23 protein-coding genes and 3 pseudogenes are annotated in these 22,350 nt (G+C 28.2%); 16 read left to right on the plus strand and 10 right to left on the minus strand.

Annotated elements, in window-relative coordinates; translation table 11 throughout:
• Positions 1-63: 63 nt before the first annotated feature.
• A complete protein-coding gene (gene mnmL, locus J2Z24_RS15375; RefSeq protein WP_035149850.1) occupies positions 64-996 on the minus strand; it encodes a tRNA modification radical SAM protein MnmL/YtqA in 933 nt (310 codons plus the stop codon).
• 84 nt (positions 997-1,080) lie between these two features.
• On the minus strand, positions 1,081-2,205 hold the full coding sequence (locus J2Z24_RS15380) for a hypothetical protein (RefSeq protein WP_035149851.1): 1,125 nt from the start codon (positions 2,203-2,205) through the stop codon (positions 1,081-1,083).
• 133 nt (positions 2,206-2,338) lie between these two features.
• Between J2Z24_RS15380 and J2Z24_RS15385 the strand changes: the two genes are divergently transcribed.
• Both J2Z24_RS15385 and J2Z24_RS15390 read left to right on the plus strand, forming a co-directional pair.
• On the plus strand, positions 2,339-3,385 hold the full coding sequence (locus J2Z24_RS15385; RefSeq protein ID WP_372440091.1) for a YkvI family membrane protein: 1,047 nt from the start codon (positions 2,339-2,341) through the stop codon (positions 3,383-3,385).
• A 97-nt stretch (positions 3,386-3,482) separates the two neighbouring features.
• A complete protein-coding gene (locus tag J2Z24_RS15390) occupies positions 3,483-4,373 on the plus strand; it encodes a radical SAM protein (RefSeq protein ID WP_035149923.1) in 891 nt (296 codons plus the stop codon).
• Positions 4,374-4,415: 42 nt separating this feature from the next.
• Here J2Z24_RS15390 and J2Z24_RS15395 read toward each other — a convergent pair whose 3' ends face one another.
• On the minus strand, positions 4,416-6,215 hold the full coding sequence (locus tag J2Z24_RS15395; protein WP_035149856.1) for a heme NO-binding domain-containing protein: 1,800 nt from the start codon (positions 6,213-6,215) through the stop codon (positions 4,416-4,418).
• A 151-nt stretch (positions 6,216-6,366) separates the two neighbouring features.
• Between J2Z24_RS15395 and J2Z24_RS15400 the strand changes: the two genes are divergently transcribed.
• Positions 6,367-8,145 (plus strand): SpoIID/LytB domain-containing protein, encoded by a 1,779-nt coding sequence (locus tag J2Z24_RS15400; protein ID WP_035149859.1) that lies wholly within the window; start codon positions 6,367-6,369, stop codon positions 8,143-8,145.
• Between the two features lie 58 nt (positions 8,146-8,203).
• On the opposite strand, the gene J2Z24_RS15405 is transcribed toward J2Z24_RS15400, so the two are convergent.
• The 3 genes from J2Z24_RS15405 to J2Z24_RS15415 form a co-directional block, all read right to left on the minus strand.
• Positions 8,204-8,872 (minus strand): helix-turn-helix transcriptional regulator, encoded by a 669-nt coding sequence (locus tag J2Z24_RS15405; protein ID WP_035149861.1) that lies wholly within the window; start codon positions 8,870-8,872, stop codon positions 8,204-8,206.
• A gap of 24 nt (positions 8,873-8,896) precedes the next feature.
• Entirely contained in the window at positions 8,897-9,307 is a 411-nt protein-coding gene (locus J2Z24_RS15410; RefSeq protein WP_173679885.1) for a DUF3783 domain-containing protein, read from the minus strand.
• A 66-nt stretch (positions 9,308-9,373) separates the two neighbouring features.
• Complete coding sequence (locus tag J2Z24_RS15415) at positions 9,374-10,036, minus strand: hypothetical protein (RefSeq protein WP_035149864.1); 663 nt, start codon at positions 10,034-10,036, stop codon at positions 9,374-9,376.
• Positions 10,037-10,306: 270 nt separating this feature from the next.
• Between J2Z24_RS15415 and J2Z24_RS15420 the strand changes: the two genes are divergently transcribed.
• Together J2Z24_RS15420 and J2Z24_RS15425 are read left to right on the plus strand one after the other, a co-directional pair.
• Positions 10,307-12,205, plus strand: a complete 1,899-nt coding sequence (locus J2Z24_RS15420) for a type I glutamate--ammonia ligase (RefSeq protein WP_035149866.1) — start codon at positions 10,307-10,309, stop codon at positions 12,203-12,205.
• A 118-nt stretch (positions 12,206-12,323) separates the two neighbouring features.
• On the plus strand, positions 12,324-12,824 hold the full coding sequence (locus tag J2Z24_RS15425) for a hypothetical protein (protein ID WP_035149868.1): 501 nt from the start codon (positions 12,324-12,326) through the stop codon (positions 12,822-12,824).
• A 23-nt stretch (positions 12,825-12,847) separates the two neighbouring features.
• Here J2Z24_RS15425 and J2Z24_RS15430 read toward each other — a convergent pair whose 3' ends face one another.
• A complete protein-coding gene (locus tag J2Z24_RS15430) occupies positions 12,848-13,396 on the minus strand; it encodes a 2'-5' RNA ligase family protein (RefSeq protein ID WP_035149870.1) in 549 nt (182 codons plus the stop codon).
• A gap of 128 nt (positions 13,397-13,524) precedes the next feature.
• Here J2Z24_RS15430 and J2Z24_RS21815 point away from each other — a divergent pair, with 128 nt between their 5' ends.
• The 6 genes from J2Z24_RS21815 (at position 13,525) to rlmH (ending at position 17,703) form a co-directional block, all read left to right on the plus strand.
• The gene (locus tag J2Z24_RS21815) at positions 13,525-13,710 is read left to right on the plus strand and encodes a hypothetical protein (RefSeq protein ID WP_035149873.1); all 186 of its coding nucleotides are present in this window, start codon (positions 13,525-13,527) and stop codon (positions 13,708-13,710) included.
• Positions 13,711-13,886: 176 nt separating this feature from the next.
• The gene (murA, locus tag J2Z24_RS15440) at positions 13,887-15,146 is read left to right on the plus strand and encodes a UDP-N-acetylglucosamine 1-carboxyvinyltransferase (protein ID WP_035149877.1); all 1,260 of its coding nucleotides are present in this window, start codon (positions 13,887-13,889) and stop codon (positions 15,144-15,146) included.
• Positions 15,147-15,160: 14 nt separating this feature from the next.
• The gene (locus J2Z24_RS15445) at positions 15,161-15,946 is read left to right on the plus strand and encodes an MBL fold metallo-hydrolase (RefSeq protein WP_035149879.1); all 786 of its coding nucleotides are present in this window, start codon (positions 15,161-15,163) and stop codon (positions 15,944-15,946) included.
• Positions 15,947-15,961: 15 nt separating this feature from the next.
• Complete coding sequence (locus tag J2Z24_RS15450; protein ID WP_035149883.1) at positions 15,962-16,525, plus strand: GerMN domain-containing protein; 564 nt, start codon at positions 15,962-15,964, stop codon at positions 16,523-16,525.
• 96 nt (positions 16,526-16,621) lie between these two features.
• A complete protein-coding gene (locus tag J2Z24_RS15455; protein ID WP_035149886.1) occupies positions 16,622-17,122 on the plus strand; it encodes an SEC-C metal-binding domain-containing protein in 501 nt (166 codons plus the stop codon).
• Between the two features lie 101 nt (positions 17,123-17,223).
• Positions 17,224-17,703: a 23S rRNA (pseudouridine(1915)-N(3))-methyltransferase RlmH gene (rlmH, locus tag J2Z24_RS15460; RefSeq protein WP_035149888.1), complete on the plus strand. Its 480-nt coding sequence runs from the start codon at positions 17,224-17,226 to the stop codon at positions 17,701-17,703.
• Positions 17,704-17,982: 279 nt separating this feature from the next.
• Here the strand turns inward: rlmH and J2Z24_RS15465 are convergent, their stop codons facing one another.
• From J2Z24_RS15465 to J2Z24_RS21470, 3 genes and pseudogenes are all read right to left on the minus strand, one after another.
• The gene (locus J2Z24_RS15465; protein ID WP_035149891.1) at positions 17,983-19,023 is read right to left on the minus strand and encodes an amidohydrolase family protein; all 1,041 of its coding nucleotides are present in this window, start codon (positions 19,021-19,023) and stop codon (positions 17,983-17,985) included.
• A 29-nt stretch (positions 19,024-19,052) separates the two neighbouring features.
• Positions 19,053-19,655, minus strand: coding sequence for a TetR/AcrR family transcriptional regulator (locus J2Z24_RS15470; RefSeq protein WP_035149893.1), 603 nt, complete (start codon positions 19,653-19,655; stop codon positions 19,053-19,055).
• A 274-nt stretch (positions 19,656-19,929) separates the two neighbouring features.
• Positions 19,930-20,079 (minus strand): annotated as a pseudogene (locus tag J2Z24_RS21470) (radical SAM protein); the annotation flags it as partial.
• Positions 20,080-20,213: 134 nt separating this feature from the next.
• Between J2Z24_RS21470 and J2Z24_RS15475 the strand changes: the two are divergent.
• From J2Z24_RS15475 to J2Z24_RS15495, 5 genes and pseudogenes are all read left to right on the plus strand, one after another.
• Positions 20,214-20,507 (plus strand): annotated as a pseudogene (locus J2Z24_RS15475) (winged helix-turn-helix transcriptional regulator); the annotation flags it as partial.
• A gap of 97 nt (positions 20,508-20,604) precedes the next feature.
• Positions 20,605-20,703: pseudogene (locus J2Z24_RS21475) on the plus strand (MerR family DNA-binding transcriptional regulator); the annotation flags it as partial.
• 372 nt (positions 20,704-21,075) lie between these two features.
• Positions 21,076-21,318, plus strand: a complete 243-nt coding sequence (locus J2Z24_RS15485; protein WP_085059125.1) for a spore coat associated protein CotJA — start codon at positions 21,076-21,078, stop codon at positions 21,316-21,318.
• Positions 21,319-21,332: 14 nt separating this feature from the next.
• The gene (locus tag J2Z24_RS15490; protein ID WP_035149898.1) at positions 21,333-21,620 is read left to right on the plus strand and encodes a spore coat protein CotJB; all 288 of its coding nucleotides are present in this window, start codon (positions 21,333-21,335) and stop codon (positions 21,618-21,620) included.
• Between the two features lie 3 nt (positions 21,621-21,623).
• Positions 21,624-22,223 (plus strand): manganese catalase family protein, encoded by a 600-nt coding sequence (locus J2Z24_RS15495; protein ID WP_035149901.1) that lies wholly within the window; start codon positions 21,624-21,626, stop codon positions 22,221-22,223.
• Positions 22,224-22,350: the final 127 nt, after the last annotated feature.

A 22,350-nucleotide genomic window follows, 5' to 3' on the forward strand; every position in this document is an offset into this window, starting at 1 on the left:
TACTATCATTCTAGCACTTTGATAACCTTATTTCTATTTACATAAATTCCAAAATTAACAGCATTAATTTGTATGATAATACAATCCTTGATATATATCTCTAACTTCTAATTCTTTATCTATAGAGTTTAATATTTCCCACTTTTTCAAACTCCACTTAGGGCCTATTAAAAGGTCTCTTGGCGAATCTCCTGTAAGTCTATGAACTACTATATCATCTCTAAGAAATCCTATAGCATCACATATTGCTTCTATATATTCTTTTTGTTCTAAAAGCTGAAAACCTCCCTGATCATATAATTTCACTAATGGAGTTCCTCTCATAAGATGTAGCAAATGTATCTTTATTCCCTGTATATCTTTTGAAGACAAATATTTAATAGTATTAATCATATCTTTTCTATTTTCTCCTGGTAAACCAAATATACTGTGCACTACTACATCTATTTTTCTTTTTCTTAATCTATCTAATGCACTCTCAAAAACATTTAGATCATATCCTCTATTTATGAGTTTCCCTATGCGGTCATTAGCAGTTTGTAACCCTAACTCTATCCATAAATATGTTTTTTTACTTAATTCCTCTAGTAAATCTAACACATCTTCATCCAAACAATCTGGCCTAGTAGCAATAGCCAATGCCACTACATCATCTTCTTTTAGTGCTTCTTCATATTTCACTCTTAAAATATCTATAGGTGCATATGTATTTGTGTATGCCTGAAAGTAAGCTATATATTTTCCATCCTTCCATTTATTTTTCATAATACTTTTTATATGATGAAATTGCTCACTTATAGAATATTCTCTATTCCCTGCAAAATCTCCTGAACCTCTTTCACTACAAAATATACATCCTCCATTACTTATTTTCCCGTCTCTGTTAGGGCAAGAAAAACCTGCATCTAATGATATTTTGAACACTTTACATCCAAATTTATCTCTTAAAAAATAATTTAAACTATAATATCTTTTATCTCCCCATTTTTTTATCATATATAAATACTCCAATCTTCTAATTTGATAATACCCATAAACATTATAGTCTATGGGTATATCTCTTTCAATATATGAAGTTATCTACATCTTTTTAACTTTAAAATCTTTTAGACTCATTTGCCATCTACCAATATATTCCCCAACGCTCTTATCTGAAGCACTTCTAGGAAGCACTTCATAATTTAAAACTTCTTTATCAAAAGAAGAAAATATTACATCTACTTTATCTATTGGATAATTTTTATGAAATTCATATGGAATAATTTCTCCACTTTCTGTATTATAAACCCTAATACATTTTCCCTGGCCATTTCTTTTGTATTGAATCAAAATAAATTTTTCATCTCCAGAAAATGTCATATATTCTATAGTACAATCTTTTAGCAAATCTAATGGGGTAAACTCTTTTCCTACAGGCTTTTCTTTAACTAATCCACTAGCTCCCTTTTCTGTACCTCCTGCGCCTCCATCACCTCCTTCTTGCTGTCCTCCTTCCATGCCTCCAGGTTTTTGGCCTCCTTGTACGGACATACTCTCATCTATCTTTATTATTCCTGCAAAAGCATTTTTATCATAAGTGCTTATAGCAATACTATATCCATTATATGCAAAAATCATAGTTCCATAATTTTTTTTAGGTACTACTATCTTATTAGTTTTAGCTTTATCATCTTTTGTAAAAGCATAGTTAGGTATACCGCTAGGATCTATAAGTAAATTGGTATCCACATTATTTTTGCTTCTTATTCTTAATTTACCATTTCTAATAAATGACTCTTTTTCTGTCATAATACTTATATCACCAATTTTATAATCTGTTTCTTCTTTTATAACCTTTATCGTATATTCTTCTAATGAAGTATAAGGCTCTGTAGCATTTATTGTAGTCACTTTTATTTTAAACAATCCTGATTTGCCAATTTCATTTATCTGGTCTATATTGTATCCTTTTATTTTCAATGGCCCTTTATTAATTTTAGGCAAACTTTTCACAAGTTCTTTAGAATAAAACTTAGATGCATTTTCATGGTCTTCTTTAAGCAAATAACCCATATAACCATTTACTATATTTTCAGCTGCTTTAATATCAAAAGTTTTTTCAATATCTTTTTGTGTATCTTTATTTTTATTTTCTGATTTACAAGATATAAAACTTATAATTATTAACAATGATATAATGAATAAAAAATATTTTTTCTTTCGCATATTCTATTCCTCCCTTATATATTCATTTATAGTTTCCCACAAAAATAAATTTTTAATTTGTAAAATCATTATTTGTAAAAATCTTTATATATTTATAAGGAACACTATTTTATTAATTATTAGGGGGAGAATTATATTGTTAAAAAAATTAACACTAATTTTTCAAATCGCAGCAGTATTTATTGGAACAATCGTAGGTGCTGGACTTGCTTCTGGCCAAGAGATAACTCAATTTTTTTCTACATATGGATATAAAAGCTTTTTAGGTATAGTAATTTGCGGTATTCTATATATACTAACAGGCTATGTAATAATCCATTTAAGCATAAAATATAAGCTGAATTCTTATAATGAACTTATATCTCTTGTAAGTCCAGGTTTTCTTGGTAGGGTTACAGATATTCTTACTGGGATGTTTTTAATAAGTGGAGCTGCTATAATTTTAGCTGGTAGTGGTGCCTTAATCCATCAATATTTCAAACTTAATAAATGGGTAGGCATAATACTTATGAGTATTATGTCCATTATAGTTCTTCTGCGAGACACAAAGGGGCTTATTGAAATAAATTCAATAATAGTTCCCTCACTCACTATTGTAATTATAACTTTATTTATACTCTATATCTTCTTCTATGAAGGAATGAGTTTTACATATGTAAAAACCGTTCCACATTATAAGAATAATTGGATTTTCTCCAGTTTATTATACTGTTGCTTTAATCTTCTTTCTTCCACTGGAGTAATTGTTCCTTTAACTAAAGAAATTCCTAAAAAAAGGTATATCTTCTCAGGTTTAGCATTAGGTGCTATAGGCCTTACCATATTATCATTAATAATAAACTTATTATTAATTGTTAATATTCCTTATATTTTTGAATATGAAGTTCCTCTTTTATATGTAGCAAATAGATTTGGTAGAATCATTCAAATTATGTTATTAGCTATAATATGGTGTGAAATGTTTTCTACAGAAGTTTCTGATATATATAGTGTTAGTAAAACTATAGAACAAGTTTTTAAAATATCTTATAAGAAATGCTGCATACTAATATTATGTATAGCTATTCCAATATCTCAAATAGGTTTTGTTAAATTAATTACTTTTCTTTATCCTGCTTTCGGTTTAATAAGTTTAATATTTATAATTCAATGTTTTATATTTTACTTAAAGGATAAATAGATAATATTTATTTTCATTGCTTTATTTATAGTTGTATAATTATATGTTGAAAACAAATTATTTTATTGTGTAAAAATGAGGTGTTATTTTGCTTAACATATTATCTAAATGTGAATTATGTCCTAGAAACTGTAGGGTTAATAGGTTAAATAATGAATTAGGTTTTTGTAAAAGTGGAAAAAATATACTAATAGCCCTTGCATCATTACATCATTGGGAAGAGCCATGCATTTCTGGCACTAATGGTTCTGGTACTATATTTTTCTCAAACTGCAACCTAAATTGTGTATTTTGTCAAAACCACCAAATTAGTCAAGAAAGCGTAGGAAAAGAAATTTCTATAGAAAAATTATCTCAAATATTTTTAACCCAACAAAATAAAGGCGCTCACAATATAAATTTAGTTACTCCAAGCCATTATGTACCACAAATCATAGATGCTTTAAAAATAGCTAAAAAAACCGGATTAAAAATACCTATAGTTTATAACACAAATAGCTATGAGAATTTAAGCACAATTAAAGCTTTAAATGGATATATAGATGTTTATTTACCTGATCTTAAATATTATAATAACACATATTCTGAAAAGTATTCTGGAGTGAAAAACTATTTCCAATATGCTTCAAAAGCTATAGAAGAAATGGTAAAACAAGTAGGCTCTCCTAATTTTAATAAAGATGGTATAATGACAAAAGGAGTAATAATACGTCATATGATGCTACCTGGATTGTTATTTGATTCAAAAAAAATAATAGATTATATATATACTACATTTAAAGACTCAGTATATATAAGTATTATGAATCAATATACACCTTTAAATAAATCAATTAATTATCCTGAAATAAATAAACCTGTAAATCCAAAACATTATGATACGTTTATTGATTACTGCCTATCACTTGGCATTAAAAACGCATTTATCCAAGAAGAAGGAACAGTTAAAGAAAGTTTTATACCTAAATTTGATTTAAAAGGTATTTAAATAGGCAAGAGCTCAATAAATTGAGCTCTTGCCTATATTTAATTAAATTTTATATTTACTTAATTCAGTTTTAAAAGATTCTGTTATACCTTTAAACTCATGTATACTATTTACTAACTTCTTTATTTCGTTAGTGTAATTTGAAACATTGGCACTTACTTCTTCTGATGACGCTGAATTTTCTTCTGCAATAGCTGCTAAAGATTCTATATTCTCAAATACGCTACCTATTGAATCTGCTTCCTTATTTAGATCATTTATAGTTTTAATCATAGAAGAAGCAACAGCTTGTACTGAAGTTGTAGCTTCATAACTTATATCTCTTACATTTTCAAGGCTCTTAGTTTCACCTTGAAGTGTATCATATTGTACATCTATCTTATCTGATAGTATTTTAGTTTCCTCTGCAAAAGTTACTAAATTTAAATTAATTTCTTCTACAGCATTCTTTGTTTGTTCTGCAAGTTTTCTTACTTCTTCTGCTACTACTGCAAATCCTTTACCCTGTTCTCCTGCACGTGCTGCCTCTATAGAAGCATTTAAAGCCAACAAATTAGTTTGTTCTGATATCTGTGATACTATAGATACTATGTTAGTTATATCCTTAGCCTTATTTTGTAGTTCTAATCCTTTATCCCTTACTTCTTGGAATTTCTCTAAAGTCACCATTATATTTTTACTAGTATTATCAACATATTTATAGCTATTATTTATTTTATTTAGTGCTTCTTCCAATTCCCCTTTATTATTATTTTCACTTTCCACTATGTTTTTTAAGTTTTCTATATTATTATTTAATACTGATACTGCATGTTCAGTATTATCCGCTTGATTAACTGCACAATTTGCTACTTGCTCCACTACGCCTGATATTTCCTCTGAAGTATGACTCATAGAATTCGAAATAATATCTATATTGTCAACAAAAGTATTCATCTCATCTGTAACACCTTTAAACCCAACGAAGTCCTTTTTTATAACATCTTTATGATTCTTTACTAAACTAAATAATTCTTCAAAAAAATCACCTGTTACAATATCTCCGTCCTCTAAATATTTGTTTTCTATAATTTTTTCTAATTCAGTCTTTATATATTCTTTAGGCATCATAAGTAGTGAAGCTGATATATATGCTGCTAAAGCTGCTATTATTGAAGGAATAAATACTTTAATAACATTTTCTGCTCCTATTATACCAATATTACTAATTAAAGCTGCTACAAATGTAAATAAAGCTACTTTTCCTCCTATACTTTTTATAAAACCTAGAGACATCATTTTATTAAATTTAAAAGTTTTTTTATAATAAATATCTTTTTCAAATTTTAATTTTAATTTAAGAGAATTTCCAGTTCTTTCTATTTCTTCTATATCTATATTTTCCTTGAAATAACTTTTGCTACCCTCTGTTAGTCCTAAAAAATAATCAAACATTCCTCTATCAGATTTATATAAGAATATAGCTTCTTTACTAGATATAGGTTCTATAGTTACTAGAGGTGGTTTTGCTCCTGGAAACTTTTTAGTCATTACTACATGTACATCAAACATAGATCTAAAAAACGAGTATAAATTCTCATGTTCAAAAAAAGCCGGAAAATCTCTATGGAAAGCAATTATATTATCTTTACCTATTTCTCTCCAAAGATTCTTTATATCTATATTTTTTTCCTTAGCAATATATCCTATTACATTCTTAACTTTGTCATCTTCCACATTTTCAATCGGAGTAAAAATTCTATTACTATTCCATCCAACAGATTCCATAGCTTTATCTACTGTGTTATCATCATAAAGTTTTCTGCACGTTCTTAACCATGTGGCAACTACGGTACCTTTCATATTTCTTCCTCCTAATCACTAACTTTTTCTATAAAAATTACTGCCAATTTAAAATTTACTAACTAATTTAAATTATACCTCATAAGATACCTTTTTACAAAATATAAATATTATAAATTTGAATATAATTTAATAGTAGAGGTGAGTATATATGAAAAGATTTATTACAATATGTTTATTATTTATATTAGCATTATTATGTACATTATTTATTCCTAGAGAAAGAGAACATGTAGTTATAGCAGAATCTTCTTATAATTATTCCAAGGTATACTTAGGAAACAAGTTATATAAAGTTAAGTTTCCTGAATCATATCCCATAGGTTCAGTAATTAATTATAAATATAATTTATTTAAAGTATTAGAAGTTACTAAACTTAATCCTTTAACGGAAAGAGTAATGATTAAAGATAATGATTATTATGATTTTGAAAAATCAGGAACTAAAAAGTTATCTAAAAATCCTTATTATTATTATTTACATAATAATGCTGTTGCAGTTTGTACAGATAAAAATCTAATAGTGGGGCAAAATAATTTAAAAAGTTATATAGATAAAAAAAACAATTTTAAGACTTTCATTATTTCTCCTATAAATTTTTCATATATGAGAGTTGGCATAAGAACTAATGATTTTAAATCTATTTATCATAATGAAATAGATCTAACTTGTATGAATAATTCTACTTTATATAATATAAGGGAGAATTACTTTATACCGCTTATCAAAAATTCTAAAATTTCAATCAAATATAGTGACAATAAAATAATAGTTGAATTAAATGACAAAAAAAAGATATTTAAAAATAGAGTTTATATAAAAGGTGGAGAATTTAAAATAAATAACTTAAAAAGAGGTAATCCTTACTTTACTCCTGTTTACTCTGGCAAAATGGAATTTTTACCATTTAAAGATGGACTTTTAGTTACTAATGAAGTTAATCTTGAAGAATATTTATACAAAGTTGTACCATCCGAAATGCCTTCTTTTGGCGGAATAGAAGCACTTAAATGTCAAGCCATATGTGCTAGAACTTATGCTATATCCGATATGCTTGAAAATAGATTTGCAAACTTAGGATTTTATGTTGATGACAGTACACAAAGCCAAGTTTACAATAATATCAAATGTAATGATTTATCTAATGCGGCAGTAAAAGAAACTTCAGGATTAATTATGACTTATAATAAAAATCCTATTGATGCTAAATATTACTCTTCTTCAGCAGGGGTTGGTACTGCCTATGAAGATATTTGGTTTAATGCTGATGAATCTAGTGAAGATAAAAAATATTATTTTACAGGAAGTTATATTTATCCTAGTATGAAACTTCCTAGCTCTGAAAAGCAATGGCTAAGTTTCTATAAAAACAAAAATTTAAAATCAATAGACAGTGACTCTCCCTATTTTAGATGGTATGCATACTTCTCAAAAAATACCTTAGAAAAAAGTTTAGTTAAGTCATTAAAAATCATATTTGATAATAGAAATGATTTTATTGAAATATTTCAAGATAGTAAGAAGTTAAAAACCTTTCCTAAACTTGAAAATTTACAAGATATAATAGTAGATAAGAGAAGTTACTTCGGAAATGCTATAACTATATCTTTTAAATTTTCAAACATATTAATAAAAGTTAAAGGTGATTACAATATAAGAAGTGCCATAAGATGTAATGATAGATTTTGTGGAGAACCAATCAAAATCATAAGACATAAAGGTGATCCTTTGGTAAACACTAACTTTCTTCCTTCTTCATTCTTTGCCATAGATAAAATGGAAAATGGGTTTATAATATATGGCGGCGGATATGGTCATGGTGTTGGAATGAGCCAATTTGGCGCTATAGGTCTTTCAAAGAATGGTGAAAAATATACTGAAATATTAAATAAATTTTATAAAAATATAGAACTAGAAAAAATATATTAAAAAAGCCATGGTGTTTAATCACCATGGTTTTCTCTTTTATTTTTATATAAGTTTTAATTTATAAAACTATTTCTAGTTTATCTAACTTTGCTATAGGCTTTAACTCTCTTGCTTCTACAGTTTCTGCTCTTACACTATTAGGATTGCTTATAAGAAGAATTTTATTGCTATCCAATTTCTTTATTTGTCTTATTTTTCTTTCATCTCCATGTTGAACTAAACAAATAGCATTATTCTCTATTTCATGAATTACATGAGCAAATGCCAAATCTCCTTTACTTATTCTAAATCCTATCATATCATCATCCTGTATTTCTATGAAAAATACCTTATCCTGAGCATAACCTTCTATTTTATTTCCCTTTAACGGTAACTGCCTCCACCCTATGGATTTACTTAAATCATATTTATATATTGGTACATTTTTAAGAACTGAGCCAAATGCTTCACTCCATAATTCTTTTACTTCCTCTTTTTTAGGTAAAGAATTATATTTATTTTCCTTTTCATCTTTATAAACTTCTTCTTCAAAAGAAATAGTTAGATCATTTAATCCTTTTCCTAAAATTTTCTCTATTCTACTAATTAAATTTTCATTTATAACTTTTCTTCCCAATTCTACATCATTTATGAAACTTTCTGATACTCCAAGTTTTTTGCCTAATTGTTTTTGTGACATTTTACATTCTATTCTTAAATTCTTTATTTTTTCTCCTAATCTACTCATTTTAAACACCCCTTAGAACTTATATTACTTAACTTTATTGTTATTCTTAAACCATTCTCTTTCTTCTATTAAATGTTCAATTAAATTTTTAAAAGTCCACTCTATGGAAGTAGGAGTAACTACCGCAAGAATAGGTACTTTATTAAATTCACTTCTAATTAACTGTATTGCACTTTCTAATTCTTTATCACTAAAATTATTAAATAAAATAACCTTATCTTCAGGTACACACACGTTATCGAAAATTTGTAGATTCAATCCATTTAAAATATCCTTTAAAGTCATATTTGCCATACTTTTTTTAATTTCTATATATTGAGAAAGGTTATTTAACTCTATTAATTTACTTATTATTTTTTTATCATCCTCATCTAATCCATAAACTAATATAGCTTTATCATTTTTCAACACAAATCCACTCCCTTCCTTACTCATATGTTCCTTCTAGATTCTACTTATTTATTTAATTATATAATATTTTATAGTTAATATAAAAATATCTTAATTAATATATATAAATGAATTAGCTCCAAATCCACCAAATATTACTATAATTAAGTTATATATAATATGTTGTATACTCCAAATAGTTATATCTTCAGTTTTTACATATATAATAAACGGAATAATAAACATAAGTCCTTCACTGAGTAAAAATAATACCTTGTCTAGTCCTGGAATAGGCATAAATTTACTCCAGAAAAGTATATGTATTAATACTGTGTATATACACGCTGCCATAAAACCATTAATTTTTAATTTACTACCTGCTAAATCAAATATATTTATCCATACTAAATGTTCAAAAGCACCATTTAACAAAGCAAATATAAACATATTCATTACTAAATTTCTATTAATCATAACTTTAGAGTACCCTATCCAATCTACGTATAGATATCCACATAGAAAAGTTACTAAAAATAATAAAATTATCTCTCTTTTTACCTTTTTATAATTGGGATTAAAATAAGGCAACCTTTGCTCCATAGTATATCTTAATAATATTCCACAAATAAACCAATAAAAAGCAGCAGCTATTATTGGCCTATTTGTCATCTCCATTAATTCTTTTATAGCCAATGGAAATGTAAATGTTATAAACCATCCCAAATATTGCTTTACTCTTATATTTTGCTTAATAGGATTAATTGAATTATTCATAATATATCACTCTCTATACACATATTATTAACTTTACTATCATTATTACATTATACCTTATTTTGAAAAAATTTATAGTAAAAAGTATATTTTATTTACTATTATTTTTTATATTTATGATAAGGTTTTATTTGCAATTTCTTTCTCTTAAGCTTTCATTTTCTTATTGACAATGATTTATAATAATTATAAAATCAAGGGTATATTAAGTTAGATAAATGTAAATATTTAAAAATATATAATTTTTCTTTATTATTAAGGAGGTTTAAAATGCTAAAAGACTTAATCTACGTGATACCAAAAGAAAAGCACTCAGAAGAAATTCTCCATTCATTACTTAATTCACATACTGAAATTAAATTTGTATCTTTTGTAGGAGTTGACTTAGCCGGAAATGATACAGATGAAAAAATACCAGTATCTCTTTTCTTAGAAGATATATCTACTTTCTTAAAGGGAGCTGTACAAACTGACGGTTCATCAGTGTCTTTTCCTGGTATAGCAAGCTTAAACAATGCAAAAGTAGACATGATTGCAGACTTAGATGTAAACTGGTTTGTGGATTATAACTACGAACATATAGATTTAGAAACCAATAAACCTGTTGGTACTCTTCGTATACCTTGTTATCTATATCACGATAATAAAGCAATAGATTCTAGACACCTTCTAAAAAACTCAATTGAGCACTTTACATCTTCCCTAATGAACTTATTTCAAACTTATCCAGAATCCTTGTCTCAATTTGGTATAAAGTATGAAGACATAGATCACATACAGGTTACTTCTGCAACAGAATTAGAATTTTGGGTAAAAACACCTAACGATAAAGCTGAAATAGAAGAGCTATCAACTTCTCAAGTACTCCATGAGCAATATTGGACTAGAACCAAAGGAGTAGTACGAACATCTTTAGAACAGTCATTACTTCTTTTAGAACATTATGGCCTAGAGCCAGAAATGGGACATAAAGAGGTAGGTGGAGTAAAAGCTAAGCTAGATGATAGTGGTAAATTAACTCATATCATGGAACAGTTAGAAATAGATTGGAAATATTCTAATCCTCTTCAATGTGCTGATAATGAATTATTGGCTAGAATATTAATTAAAGAGTCCTTTAGAAGAAATGGTTTAGATGTAACATTCTTAGCTAAACCTGTAGATGGAGTTGCAGGAAGCGGAAAACATGTTCATATAGGTATAGCCGCTAAATTAAAAAATGGTAAAAAAATAAATTTATTCTCAACTACTAAAAAACATTTTTTAAGTGCTATAGGTTATTCTTCTCTTATGGGAGTACTTAAAAATTATGAAGTAATAAATCCTTTTGTTTCTTCTACAAATGATTCATTAAGAAGATTAAGACCTGGATTTGAAGCTCCAATATGCATAGTTACATCTATAGGCCATTCTGTAGAAATACCGTCTAGAAATAGAACAGTACTTGTTGGTGTTATAAGAGATTTACAAAACTCCTTAGCAACTAGATTTGAATTAAGATCTCCTAATCCTCATACTAATACTTACTTAGTAATATCAACACTTTATTTAGCTATGTTAGATGGTATAAAATATGCTATTATAAACAGTAAATCAGAAGATGATTTATTAGCTGAACTTTCAAAAAATGCTGGCGAAGTTTCTCAATATCTAGAAAAAGAAAGAGCTTACAGATCAGAAGAAGATGTATTTGAAGATTTTACTGAAGAAGAAAGAGAAACTTATTTTGGGAAAGCCCCTGCTACAGTATATGAAAATTTATTAGCCTTTGAAAAATATCCAGATAAAATAAAAGTTTTAAAAGATGGTGGCATATTTACAGATAAGATTATTAACAGTTTTAAGCTAACAGCTATAAACAGATGGGTTACTGAAATAACTAATAGACTTATAAATAATTATGCCGAAGACATAAGAAGTTATAAAATGTTGCATTTTATAGATAAGGCCTTAGATTTAGATATATCAAATTGGATGAAAATAAATGAACTAAGACACTATATTATGAAAGATACCTATACTACTAAAAGTTTATTTACTAGATTAAAAGAAGCCGCAGATAATAAAAATTATAGTGAGCTCTCTAAATTACAGTTAGAACTAGATAATAAAATGTCTAAATTAAGAAATTTATATTCTTCTTATAAGAAAAATCTTTTAGATATATAATTTTAAGAAGTCTAGTAGAATCTCTACTAGACTTCTATTACTTCCATAAAAAACATTGCCTAATTTAATCTGTTTTACTCTTATTTTAATATAATAAGCAGCAAGCGAGGTGTCTTTTATGTCTTTCATTACCACCATACTTACTGCAACTTTAGTAGCATTAAGTTTTCTTCTAAAAATTAAAGATGAAAATTCTAATAAGAAAATAAGTAAGACTGAAAAAAACATAAAATTTATATTATTCTTTATAATTGTTATATCCTCTGTATTTTTATTAATATACACATACATAGAACCTAAAATTATAATAAGTTCTGAGAATATAAAAATTAATGGTATGTACGGAGAATCGCACAATATTAAAGAAATACTTAATGTAGATTTAATAGAAACTCTTCCTAATATATTGTCTAAATCCCATGGTATTTCAATAGGAAATGTACATAAAGGTCTTTTTAAATTAAGTGATATAGGATTATCTAAATTATTTATTCATTCCAATAAAGGCCCATATGTTTTTATTAAATTTGAGAATAATACTTATATGATAATCAATTTTAGAAATACTAATAATACTTATACACTTTTTAATAGACTTCTAAGATATATTAATAAATAAGCTGGCAAATTGAATTTGCCAGCTTAAAATTCTCTTAATGGAAAACTTTTTACTACCATTTCTCTTCTATTATTTATAGGTTTCCATAACTCTATTCTTTCTATAGTAGCAACTTTCTTTAATTGTTTTCCCTTTGTATATTCACAAGCAGACAAATATTCCCTGCTTGACCACTCTCTTATTGCATAATTAGTATTAGCTAATGAAATATGTAAATCCCAATTGTCAATATTATCCCTTACTTTAAATCCATGCATTTTTAGCATTTCATTTATATGTCTAGTTAATCTTATAATGTAACCTTTATTTTCCACTTTTAAATTTACAGATTTATATGGAGGATCAAAACAGATTGCTCCATCTATCATTACTTTAAACTTTTTATAAGGCCTTAATATTTTATTAATTAATTTACTCAATTCTTCCATGTCTGGATCTTCTATAACGTCTAACGTTATATGTAGCATTGGTGTATTCTTATATATTTTATATTTTTTACATAATTTTTTTTGAACTTCTTCCATATAGTTATAAGATTCCCCATCAAAAACAGCAACTAAATAATACTTCATTTCTATCCCCCAATTTTTAAATTTAATATATGTTTAAAAATAAATTATATGCATATTAAAATCTTATCAGTAGAGTAATAAAGATTTTCATAAATAATAATAAAATTGTCATTTGGGAGGGAGCATTTATGCAACTCAATAATAGTATAGCATGTACAGTATCTGAGTGCAAATATGACCATAAACAAGACGATTATTGCGTATTAGTAAAATTCAAGTTTGAAAACATGATCCTACAGCAACAATTATACAGTGTAATTGTTATAATAGTTTTGAAAAAAATTAATATAATTCCTTTAAATCCAAATAAATAAAAAAATCCCTTTGGATTTTTTTATTTATTTCTCTATATTCTATTCACATTTTAAAAATAAATGTTAAAATAATATGGAGTTATGTTATAATAAGGTTTGTAATAAATTAATTTAGAATTGAACTTTACAAAAGTAAATTTAATATATAAATCTATAGATAAGGATGGATGCGGGGAATGGATAAATTAGTAATAAATGGTGGTAAACCCCTATATGGAAAAGTAGAAATTAGTGGAGCAAAAAACGCTGCTGTAGCAATTCTTCCAGCAGCTATAATGGCAAGTAAAGGAACTTGTATAATAGATAATACACCTGATATAGAAGATGTTCATTGTATAGAAAGAATAATTGAAAGTTTAGGATGCAACGTTAATGTATCTAATACTTCTATAACAATAGATAGTTCTACTTTAAATAGTTATGATGCTAATACAGAAGATGTTAGAAAGATGAGAGCTTCTTATTATCTTATAGGAGCTTTACTAGGTAGATTTAAGAAAGCTAGAGTTGAAATGCCAGGAGGATGCCCAATAGGGGTAAGACCTATTGATCAACATATAAAAGGATTCGAAGCCTTAGGAGCAAGAGTTAGCATTGAACATGGTGTTGTTACTGTTGAAGCTGATAGATTAATAGGTACAAATATATTTTTTGATGTAGTTAGTGTTGGAGCTACAATTAACGTTATGTTAGCTGCAGCATTGGCAGAAGGCACTACTGTACTTGAAAATGCCGCTAAAGAACCTCATGTAGTAGATGTAGCTAACTTTTTAAATACTATGGGTGCCAATATTAAAGGTGCTGGAACTGACGTTATCAGAATAACAGGAGTTGAAGAACTTAAAGGTTGTTCTTATAGTGTTATTCCAGATCAAATTGAGGCTGGTACATATATGATAGCAACCGCGGCTTGTGGTGGAGAAGTTACCATAAATAATGTAATTCCAAAACATTTAGAATCAATATCTGCTAAACTAATAGAAATGGGCGCTGAGGTCATAGAAAACGGTGATTCCGTTACTATTAAGTCAAATAAAAATCTAAAAGGAGTAAATGTAAAAACTCTACCTTATCCTGGATTCCCTACAGATGTTCAACAACCTATGAGTGCAATTTTATGTATTTCTAAAGGTAGAAGCATGATTAATGAAAGCATTTGGGAAAGTAGATTTAAACATGTAGATGAATTAAAAAAGATGGGTGCTAGTATTAAGGTAGAAGGTAGAACTGCTATTATAGATGGTGTAGACAGATTAACTGGTGCAGTAGTTAAAGCAACAGACTTAAGAGCTGGTGCTGCCATGATAATAGCTGGACTTATTGCAGAAGGCTCAACAGAAGTTTTAAATATAGAACATATAGATAGAGGATACCCTAATATTGAAAATAAATTTAATAAATTAGGTGCTGAAATAAAAAGAGTTACTGTTTTATAAGGTGGAGAATTATTATGAATTTTTGTTCTTTATATAGCGGAAGCAGTGGTAATAGTATTTTTGTTTCTTCTAAGAATACTAAAATACTTATAGATGCTGGTCTTCCAGGTAAAAGTATAGATAAAGCTTTAAATGACATAGGTGAAAATCCTAACGAAATAGATGCAATATTTGTAACCCATGAGCATACAGATCACACAAAAGGAGTGGGTGTATTATCAAGAAAATATGATATTCCTATTTATACTCATCCTCTCACATGGAAGTCTATGATGTCCAATATAGGAAAAATCAAAGATAAAAATATTAGATTTATAGATAGTGAATGTGTAACCATTAACGATATGGATATCATTAGTTATAAGATTCCCCATGACGCAGTATCACCCCAAGGTTATGCTGTATATAGTGAAAACAAAAAATTTTGTTTAGCTACAGACTTGGGCCATTTTTCTAAAGAGGTGGAATATGCCCTTAAAGATGCAGATGCAATCTTAATTGAAAGTAATCATGACGTAGAAATGTTAAAATTCGGGCCGTATCCTTATCCATTAAAAAAACGAATTCTAAGTAATGTTGGACATTTATCTAATGAAGATTGTGGCAATGCTATAGTAGACTTAATAGCTAAAGGGAATAAAAAAATAATGCTAGGCCATTTAAGTAAAACTAACAATTATCCTGAATTAGCATATCAAACTGTAGTAAGTGTATTATTGGAAAACGGAGTTGAGTTAGAAAAAGATATAGAATTGTTCATGGCCAAACGAGATATGCCAAGCAATTATATAGAATTCTAAGGGATGGTGAATATTATGAAAAAATGGGTTATTATCAGTATATGCTGTCTATTAACTTTATCTTTAATTCTTAGTGGTTGTGAAAAAAAGGATAAACTAAGTATACAAAATAAGGAAAAAATCGAAAAAATAACTCTACCTAATTCTAAAGATGATGTCATAGACTTAGAATTATATTTCGACTCTTCAAAAGACAATAAACAATCTGAAATAGCAAAAGAGGAAAGATTAATAAAAAAAGATGAGTTTATAGGTGAACTCATTATTCATGAACTTATAAAAGGTCCTACTGTAAATAGCAAATTAAGACCTATTCTTCCAAAGAATACTAGACTATTAAGTTTTTCAATAAAAGATAAGATAGCTTATGTAAATTTAAGTAAAGAAGCTTCAACAAAAATGTCGTCTAACAAAGAAGAAGCTTCCTTAAAAGGATTAATCTGGTCATTAACAAGTTTATCTTCTATTGAAAAAGTTAAAATACTAGTAGAAAATAAAAATATAGATACTTTAGGTGGAAATTTTGATATATCTAAACCCTTAGGAAAAACGGATTTGGATAATGCAAAAAAGAAATAAATTTAGTTTGAAGATTGAATATAAAATAAATTTTTATTATAATATCTTATAGTGTATAAGATAAATTATAAATTTTTTACTAAAGGAGATTTATTTATGAGTTTATATAAAGATTGGACAAATATGGTTATCGATTATGTGAAAACGAAAGGTGAAGCTGCTTTTTGGAAAGAATACGGAGCTATTGAAAAGAATATCTATACTAAAATATTAGCTAATCATAATAAGGAAATTAAAGGTTCTATTAAAGATTTAGCTATTGAATTTGAAACATCAAGTATATTTTTCATGGGATTTTTAGATGGAATAAATGAAAGCCTTGTAAATTCTATAGACTTAGAGCAAGTAGAGGAAAATACTGATTTAAATTTAGTTATAGATTTTGAAAAGCTTTATTTTAATATGCTAGATGCAAAGGCAGATTATCTATATAACCTTCCTCAATGGGATGCAATATTTTCAGCAGAAAAGAGAAAAGAAATTCATACTGACTGGAAAAATTCAAAAACTGTTGTTAATAAAGACAAAATAGGAAGAAATGATCCTTGTCCTTGTGGAAGCGGTAAAAAATACAAAAAATGTTGTGGTAACAACTAAAAAATTATAATTACCTTTACAAAAAGCAAGCATATATTAACACAATATGCTTGCTTTTTGTATAATGTTTTAAATTAAACAGTATTATAGGAGAAAATAACATGAATATAACTATTATTTCCGTAGGAAAAATAAAAGAAAAGTTTTTGAGAGATGCTATAGATGAATATTCCAAAAGACTTACAAGATATTGCAAATTGGAAATCATAGAAGTATCAGACGAAAAAACTCCAGATAATGCATCCCAAAAAGATGAGTTACTAATAAAAGAAAAAGAAGGAGAAAAAATTTTAAAATATATAAAAGATACTAACTTTGTAGTATGTCTTGCCATAGACGGTAAAATGCTATCTTCAGAAGATTTAGCATCCTTTATACAATCTCAAGGGCTGTATGGAAATAGTGATATTTGCTTTATTATAGGTGGCTCTTTAGGTCTTTCAAATAAAGTACTAAAAAGAGCAGATTACAAGCTCTCATTTTCTAAAATGACTTTTCCCCATCAGCTTATGAGAGTTATTCTATTAGAACAAGTGTATAGAAGCTTTAGAATAAATAGTGGTGAACCGTATCACAAATAACTGTAGTTTTTTTGACATGGTTAAATATTGGGTAAAGCACTTTTAATAATTTCACGCATAACATGAAACGCTTTAGTTCCTATACAATAACAAGTATAAAACTTGGTATTCAACGATTTCAGTTGGGTTGCCACTTCGTGTATGGGCACCTTGGATTCGGATTTCTTTAACGCAGGGTTGAGTAAGATGGGCTCCACCGATAGTAGCATCTATCTTTTCGCAATGCTTATGAGTGCTTATGAGTGGATTTATATATGGCAATCTTCACCTGTCCCTTTGTTAAATATGGACATTTAATAATTTTTCTGCATTTTTAACGACAATATGTTCCCTAGCTTGTTGATTGTTCTCTGTTGCCTCTAATACTCTAGAAAGAGTTATTGATTGAGGTAACGCTGGCCAGTCCGAACCGAATAATAATCTTTCATAGCCTACTTCTTGTATTAAATATTGAATACTATCAGTAGATTGACAGGATAACTCAGTATAAGTAGCTGGATACTGCTTAAGATACTCTGCGACTAGCTTATATTCACTAATACCACTATGTCCAAAAATAAATTTAAAATCTCTTGGTAACTCCTTTAACAGTTCTCCATAAATTTCTACTCGCGTGGATTGTAATAGTTTCCACATTAAGTTTGAAGTGTTGCTTTTCTTTATATGGGTTAAAGAACCTGTATGAAGAAGTACTGATAATCCTACTTCATGGCATACCTTGAAAACTTCAATAAGCGGCTTAAAATTATTCTTTAATTCCATATCTGTTATTTTAATCTTATATCCTTTTGCTCCTAAGCTTTTGTACTTTACTAGTTTTTCTGTCATTTTAGGGTCACCAGGATATACAGAACAAAAAGCAGTTAATCTATCTGGATAATCCTTAGCCACTTTTAATGCTTCTAAAGAACGGTCATATTTCTTTGAACTTATTGGAAGAACGACATTTCTTTTAATCATGTTTTCTTCTTGAGATTTAAAACAATTTTCATAGGTTCCACTATGGATAATATATTTAAAAATGTTGTAACCTTCTAAAGAGAATTTTAAAACCGATAATAATCCCTTCTTTTTTTCATCAGTGCTAATTTTGGTCCAGTAAGGTACTGCCAAATCCATATTGTCTATATCAGGTAAGGTTCTGTAATTTAATGTGTTCCCCTTGGTATTTGGATTAATAATCTTAAAGGGTAGAACATTGGACATATGGGTATGAAAATCAATGATGTCTAGTTTTTCACAATAATCAATTATGAAATCACCTTTTTCATTTAGTTTTAAATACTTTTCCTTCTTAACAAAATCTTGTTTGCTCATCATACAACTCAACCCATTCCTTTAAAACCATCTTATTTTTTCATTCCCTCAATAATAGTCTCCAGCATATCACTGATAGCATCCTCAATACTTTCCTCATCTGCAAACTCATAATTTTCTAAATTTACAACACATGATGTAATCATATAAGCTGATGTATTCACCTTTAAATCCTTTCTCAATTCGCCTTTGTCCATGTATAATCTTATAGCTTCTTCCAATAATCGATAGCTTTTAGGGAGTTCGTTTTTCAAAACCTCTTTTCTTAATTCTTGTGGACATTCATTAATAAATTTATCTTTTAATTTCTCTAACAGTGGATCTATATTTTCAAATTTTCCTGCTTCTTCTAACATTTTTATACAATAATCTTTAAACTCTAGTTTTTCCACATCCTTTTTGATTTTTTCCAGGATATTTTTTTTCTCATTTCCAATTTGACTAAAGATATATTGGTATAAGTCATCTTTATTCCTAAAGTATTGATAAAAGCTTCCTTTAGGTATTCCGGCTCCAATGACAATACTATCTATAGTAACTCTGTTATAATGAGCTTGGGAAAACTCTCGCATAGCTGAATCAATTATTCTCCTTCTTTTATCCTCTTGTAAATTAAAAAATGTATCTTTCGGCATACTGCCATCCTTCCTTTCTTTTCAATTTCCATGATATAAAAATCTATTAAATGTAATAAAATTTTTTTCCAAACCTTATTCTCTCTTTCCTCCATTTCCCTACCCTCTTTAACATATTTTTATGACTGTTAGTCATATATTCGCATGAAATTTATCATTTGTCAAGAGTCTTATCATGAGTCTTTGTGGAATATATCAAATCAATCCTGTTTAATAACATTCCCTCCGTCCTGTAGGTCGCAGGGAATTCTGTTGCTTGGGACCAATTCCCAGCCTGAACTTCTGCCAAATCAGCTTCAATATCCTCCAAAGAGGACATTCTAAATTTGAAGGGAAGGTCATCATAGAGAGTACAAAATTTGCACTTGTGGTGAGTGCAGCCAGCTGTTACTTCAATTAATAGAGAGGATGCCTCATATGTAATTTTCTAAATATTTCCAGAATAATGCACGTATATCGCTCCTTTGTGATGATTTTTTCTATAAACCGAGTCTCAAAATAGCGGCCTTCCGTTTCTGATTCAAATGTTACAGCAAAGGTTTTATTTATTCAAGTACGGTCTTTTTATGGTATATAGCTTTTTATAAAGTTCATCGCTTTGGCCAACTAATACGTCGTTTAGATGGTATAACACAGTCTATACTTACTAAACAGCTTCATGAGTTGGAGGAAGATGTTTTTTTACATCGGGAAATTTACAAAGAAATTCCACCTAAGGTTGAGTATACTTTAAGTGAACTGGGAAAAAGTTTTATTCCCGTTTTGAATGCCATGATGGACTGGAGTCAAACTCATTTGTGTCCAGGTTATGTGAATCCATATATAAAACAAGAAGAAGTGAATAACAAGTAATTTTATTAAGTTAAATTAGTAAGAACATATTAGATAAATGAAAATTAAAGTAAGTTTTAGACCATCTCTACTTGATATTAGATTCGGGGATATATGTATGCAGTATTTTACAGGTCAAGTAGCAAAATTTTTGGGTGTTCATCCCAACACAGTAAGACTTTACGAAGAACTCAATTTAATTTCAAAGGTCCCTAGAAATATGAAAGTTCTATTTGAAGAGTATGAGGATAGTATTATATTTAGAGTGTATGATTTTGATAGTAAATATGATTTGAATAAAACTTCATTCACATATTACTTCATGCATCTTCTATCTGTTAGTTTCTTTACATACTTTTTTATAAATACAAATCTAAATATATATATTAGTAGTTATTATTTCATATGGCTTTTTATTTATTGTTTATGAACTTCTGGTAAGAAAAATATATTCAATCTTGCTTAATTAAATAAAATTTAAGCAACATTTTATTTATATATAATTTATATACATAAATTGTAACAATTTTATTTAAATACAATATAATGTAATTATGTGAGCAACAAATAAGGAGGATAATATATAAATATGGCTCATAATATAAGACCAGAAATTAATATGCCAAATATGGCTTGTATGCCTATTCCCAAATGTATTCCACAGGAAACTGTAATTTGCAATGTCAGACTAGCTGCTGCATATGTTCCTTATCAAAAACTCTGTACTCTTTTCTCTCCTATAGAAGCGCTTAAACATGGTACTGTTTTTCCTGAGCTCTATAGTCCTTATGAGGGAAAAAATAAAAAATCCCCCTACTGTGGGTGTAAATAAAAGGAGGGTAACTTATGTCAAAAGAAATAGATAAGATGGATCTCTTAAGACAAATCTGTGCTTTAAATTTCGTACTTGAAGACCTCTCCTTATATCTTAATACTCACCCAACGGATGGTGAAGCTCTTGCAAAATATAATTCGTGTGTAGTAAGCGCAAATGCATTAAAGAAAAAATATGAAAGTTGCTTCGGAATGCTATCTGAGCACAGCTCCCAAAGCCCTTGTCCATGGCAGTGGATAAATGAACCATGGCCTTGGGAATATGAAGCTAATTTCAGACTTTGTGGAGAGGAGAGATAATACATGTGGACTTATGAAAAGATATTAGAGTATCCAGTAAAAATTAAAAATCCTAATCCTAAAATGGCAAAAGTAATTATAACCCAATATGGTGGTCCAGACGGAGAATTAGCTGCATCTTTAAGGTACTTAAGTCAAAGGTTTTCTATGATTACTCCTCAAGCCATTGCTACATTAAATGATATAGGTACGGAAGAATTAGCTCATCTAGAAATTGTAGGTTCAATAGTTCACCAATTATTAAAAGGAGCAAGTGTTGAAGAAATTGAAAAAGCAGGTATGGCTGCTTACTATGCAGACCATGATAGAGGTATCTATCCAGTTAGTGCTGCTGGTGTTCCTTTCACTGCTGCATATATTCAATCTAAAGGTAATCCTATTGTAGATCTTACTGAAGACTTGGCTGCAGAGCAAAAAGCAAGGGCTACCTATGAATATCTTATCCAGATGGCTGATGATCCAGATGTAATAGAACCTTTAAAGTTCTTAAGAGAAAGAGAAGTCGTTCATTATCAACGATTTGGTGAAGCTCTAAGAATAGTTCAAGATTATCTACAAGAGCCTCATTTATTTGTAATGCCAAAACCTAACTATATGAAATAATAAAATGAAAAAATTTTTAATGCAGAGAATAAATAATTTTCTCTGCATTTTAATTATTAAGCAATTCTTAACTTTAACTAGAATTTACTTAAAAAAAATACTTTAAATAGTCGTGGCCACCTGTAAA

Origin of the sequence: Clostridium tetanomorphum (genome assembly GCF_017873215.1) — a bacterium.
GTDB classification, from domain to species: Bacteria; Bacillota; Clostridia; order Clostridiales; family Clostridiaceae; genus Clostridium_AO; species Clostridium_AO tetanomorphum.